This window comes from Arthrobacter sp. CAL618, from assembly GCF_000468215.1.
Classification (GTDB): Bacteria; Actinomycetota; Actinomycetes; order Actinomycetales; family Micrococcaceae; genus Arthrobacter_D.
The window spans coordinates 1-4,494 of the sequence record NZ_ASZW01000060.1; the positions used below are offsets into that span (position 1 = coordinate 1).

The following is a 4,494-nucleotide window of genomic DNA, read 5'->3' on the forward strand; positions in this document are numbered from 1 at the left end:
ATCCGCCACAGCGCCAGCGCCTCCCGCGGGTCGGTGATGATGCGGGCATGTTTAGCCTGCGCAATGGCGCTGAGGCAACCCGCGCGGTCGGCGACGTCGACGGCGTCGTCCCCGGAGATTTCGACGAACAGCCAGGCCGCGCCGCCGGGCAGTTCGGGCACCGCCTGCGGGCCCTTTCGGGTGCGAACCACGTCGACGATCCGCGAGTCCAGGCCCTCGCAGGCGGTGGGCTTGAAGGGTAGGACGCTGGTGACGGCGTCGCCGGCGTCGCCAATGGTCTCGAACCCGAGCACCACCATGGTCTTGTGCGGTGCGTCAGCGACCAGCCGCACTCCCGCTTCAAGCACGACGGCGAGCGTCCCTTCGCTGCCGACCAGCGCCCGGCGGAGATCGAACCCACGTTCCGGGAGCAGGTGTTCGAGGGAGTACCCGGAGACCTGCCGGCCGAAGCGGCCGAGTTCGGTTCTGATGGTGCCCAGTTCTGCGGCCACCAGCGAGCGCAGCGCGTCGGTCTCCGACGACGACGGCGTGCCCTGCGCGTCGAGATAAAGCCTGGCGCCGGACCCGGTAACCACGTCGAGGTGGGTCACGTTGTCAGCGGTGCGTCCGTAGGCGAGCGCGCGGGACCCGCAGGCGTTGTTGCCGATCATCCCGCCGACGGTGCAGCGGGTGTGGGTGGACGGGTCGGGGCCGAAGCGCAACCCGTTCGCTAGGGCCACCTTCTGGAGCGTAGCGTGGACGGCGCCGGGTTCGACGACGGCGGTGCGGGTTTCAGCGTCGAACTCCAGGACTCTATTGAGGTGGCGGCTGAAGTCGATGACCACTCCGGTGCCAATGGAGTTGCCAGCCAGGGATGTGCCGGCGCCGCGGGAGGTGAAGGGGATGCCGCGCTCCCGGCAGACCTCGAGCGTCGCGAGGACCTCGTCGAGGTGCCGGGGAAAGACCACCGCCGTCGGCTGCACCCGGTACAGGGACGCGTCGGACGAGTAGGTCGCCCGGGACGTTGCGTCGATCCGCACGTCGGAGACTCCCCTGGATTGAAGTTCAACGACCAGGGAGGTGGGTGCTGTGAGCGTCATTGCCATGAGTAACATGTTACTCATCATTCAGGGTCCCATGATTCATGGCGTAGAAGTTCTCACAAAGCCATTCCAGTCCGGATAGGTGAACGTCACGGAGCGTTTACGTGGCACGCCATGAGTGGAAACGCGGGCTCCGTATCGTCAGGGGAAGTAGAAACACCAACCCTGGAGGTCTCCGTGAGCATTGACGAAGCAGCACCGGCGGACCTGAGTGCTCGACCCGCCACGACCGCGCCAACACTCCTGCACCGGCCCGGCCGGTGGATCGACAACTGGGACGCCGAGGACACCACGCAGTGGAACACTGTGGGCAAGTCCATTGCCAAGCGCAACCTGCAGTGGTCCATCATGTGCGAATTCCTCGGGTTCGTGGTGTGGCAACTGTGGTCGATCGTTGTCGTGTACCTACCGGCAGCCGGTTTCACCCTCTCGACCTCGCAGATCTTCTGGTTGATCTCCATGCCGTCTCTCGTCGGGGCGACCCTCCGGATCCCCTATACCTTTATGGTGCCGCGATTTGGCGGCAGGAACTGGACGGTTATCTCCGCCCTGCTTCTCCTGATTCCCACCATCGGGTTGGCTGTCTGCGTCTCGAACCCGGACACGCCCTTCGGCGTGCTGCTCGCTGTCGCAGCACTGGCAGGGTTTGGTGGTGGTAACTTCGCCAGCTCGATGGCGAACATCACCTATTTCTACCCTGCCCGTGAAAAGGGCTGGGCACTCGGCCTGAACGCCGCCGGAGGAAACCTGGGTGCCGCCGTCGCACAGCTGGTGGTACCGATCGCCATCGCGCTGGGCGCTGCCGCTACCCTGAACCTTCCGCTGGCCGGCTGGCTCTGGGTGCCGCTAATTCTCATCGCGGCCTTCTGCGCCTGGAAGTACATGGACAACCTATCCAACGCGAAAAGCGACATTGCGGGTTCCCTCGCGGCCCTTCGCGAACCGCACTTCTGGATCATGTCCCTGCTCTACATCGGCACCTTCGGATCCTTCATCGGGTTCGCTGGGGTGTTCCCGAAACTGATCGTCGACTCGTTCCCCGCCTTTTCCACCCTCGCGATGGGACCGGTGACCCTGTCTCTGGCGTTCCTCGGACCGCTGGTTGGATCCCTCGCCCGGCCCTTCGGCGGCCGCCTCGCCGATCGTTTCGGCGGAGCACTGATCACCGTCGCAGCCTTCGCCGTCATGGCCGCGGTCGCCCTCACGGTTGTCTGGACTCTTCCGCTCGCCAACTTCTGGCTCTTCCTCGGCCTCTTCCTCGTCCTCTTCGCCGCTGCTGGAACCGGCAATGGCGCCACCTACCGGATGATCCCCATAATTTTCGCGGTGAGGGGAGCCGTGGCAGGACAGACAGACCTGCGCGAATCAGTCAGCACCGCGCGCAAATCCGCGGCAGCACTCGGCCTCATCTCGGCGATCGGCGCCTACGGAGGCTTCCTCATCCCGCAGGTCCTCAACGCATCGAAGGGTGCCTCCGGCAGTTACGACTTCGCCTTTTACGGTTTCGTCGGCGGGTATGTGCTGATGCTCGTCGTCACCTGGTTCTTCTACCTTCGCCGCTCCTCGACCCTCGGCAAGGTTTGACCACCATGGAGCAAACCGGCCCCGGACAGCAAACGCACTGCCCCTACTGCGCACTGCAATGCGCGATGACTGTCAGCGCGTCCACCGCCGGCGGTGGGGCTACGGTCGCCGGCCGCGATTTTCCCACCAACAGGGGCGGCCTGTGCCGGAAGGGCTGGTCGGCAGCCGACCTGCTCCGCCACCCGGATCGCCTGACCGCGCCACTGCTCCGCGGCAGCGACGGCGTCCTGCGGGAGGCCCCCTGGGATGACGTCCTGCAGCTCATCAGCAACCGCGTCCGCACCATCCAGGCTGCTCATGGACGGGACGCCGTCGCGGTGTTCGGCGGCGGAGGCCTCACCAACGAGAAGGCCTACACGCTCGGCAAGTTCGCCCGCCTCGCCCTGCGCACCTCCCGCATCGACTACAACGGTCGGTTCTGCATGTCGTCCGCTGCGGCAGCCGGGAACCGGGCGTTCGGCGTCGACCGCGGCCTCCCCTTCCCTCTCGAGGACCTCGACGCTGCCTCGGTGATCCTCCTCCTCGGTTCGAATGCAGCTGACACGATGCCGCCCTTTGTGCAGCACCTCCGCGGCGCCCGGGGTGCGGGCGGGCTCGTTGTCGTNCCGACGGTCCGCGACGGCCCGCCTCGCTGACCAGGGCAAGGGCATCCACCTGCAGCCCACCCCCGGCACTGACCTCGCCCTCCTCCTCGGACTCGCCCACGTGGTGGTCGCCGAGGGCCTGGAGGACCGCGCGTTCCTTGACGAACGGACCATTGGGTACGACGACGTCGCCCGCGGGCTCGCGCGCTGGTGGCCCGAGCGCGTTCAGAGCCTCACGGGCGTTCCTGCTGCGTCCATCCGGGCGACTGCACGGCTGCTGGCGCGCGGCGCACGCAGCGGAGCCGACGGCGGTCCGGGCGCCTACATTCTCACCGGCAGGGGCATCGAACAACACGCTGATGGCACGGACACCACGACGGCGGCCATCAACCTCGCCCTCCTCCTCGGGCTGCCCGGCACCTCCCACAGCGGCTACGGGACGCTGACCGGGCAGGGCAACGGCCAGGGCGGTCGCGAGCACGGCCAGAAAGCCGACCAGCTGCCCGGCTACCGGAAGATCACCGACCCGGCCGGCCGCGCCCACATCGCCAACGTGTGGGGAGTACCCGAGGATGCGATCCCCGGGCCGGGACTTCCCGCCGTCGAACTCCTCGCTGCACTGGGCCGCCCGGACGGCGTCAGGTGCCTCTTCGTGCACGGGGCAAACATTGCCGTCTCGGCGCCGAACGCGACGACGGTCATCGACGGTCTGCGCTCACTGGACCTGCTCGTCGTTTCCGACTTTTTCCTGTCCGAGACCGCGGCGCTGGCCGACGTCGTCCTTCCGGTCCTGCAGTGGGCCGAGGAAGAGGGCACTATCACCAATCTTGAGGGCCGCGTCCTCCGCCGCAGGGCGGCCGTGGCACCTCCGGAAAGTGCCCGCAGTGAGCTCTGGATCATGCAGGAACTCGCGCGGCTCCTGGAGGCCCCTTCGCTGTTCAGTGAGGATCCCGAGACGATGTTCAACGAGCTCGCCCGTGCCAGCGCCGGCGGTCTGGCCGACTACTCAGGGCTTGACTACGATCTGCTCGACGGCGGGACAGCTGCCTACTGGCCCTACCCGATGGGGGGCACCGGCACGCCCCGGCTCTTCCTCGACGCATTCGCGCATCCGGGCGGCCGCGCCGCTCTGGTCCGGGTCGCCCCGCAGGCCGCAACGACCGGCTCCAATGTTCCCGCGCCGCTGCTCCTCGCGACCGGCCGCCTCCTTGAGCACTACCAGTCCGGCACCCAGACGCGGCGGG

General features: G+C 67.4%; 4 protein-coding genes. 3 read left to right on the top strand and 1 reads right to left on the bottom strand.

Annotation, left to right across the window (positions count from 1 at the left end; genetic code table 11):
- The coding region (locus K728_RS0103720) for an FAD-binding oxidoreductase (protein WP_156911154.1) at nucleotides 1-1,085 on the bottom strand (1,085 nt) is incomplete at its 3' end.
- Nucleotides 1,086-1,259: 174 nt separating this feature from the next.
- On the opposite strand from K728_RS0103720, the gene K728_RS0103725 reads away from it, so the two are divergent.
- The 3 genes from K728_RS0103725 to K728_RS23025 form a co-directional block, all read left to right on the top strand.
- Nucleotides 1,260-2,666, top strand: a complete 1,407-nt coding sequence (locus K728_RS0103725; RefSeq protein WP_156911156.1) for an MFS transporter — start codon at nucleotides 1,260-1,262, stop codon at nucleotides 2,664-2,666.
- 5 nt (nucleotides 2,667-2,671) lie between these two features.
- Entirely contained in the window at nucleotides 2,672-3,301 is a 630-nt protein-coding gene (locus tag K728_RS23020) for a molybdopterin oxidoreductase family protein (RefSeq protein ID WP_443110913.1), read from the top strand.
- Nucleotides 3,198-4,494: molybdopterin oxidoreductase family protein (locus K728_RS23025; RefSeq protein ID WP_443110914.1), on the top strand; the 1,297-nt coding region annotated here is incomplete at its 3' end. The genes K728_RS23020 and K728_RS23025, both read left to right, overlap by 104 nt.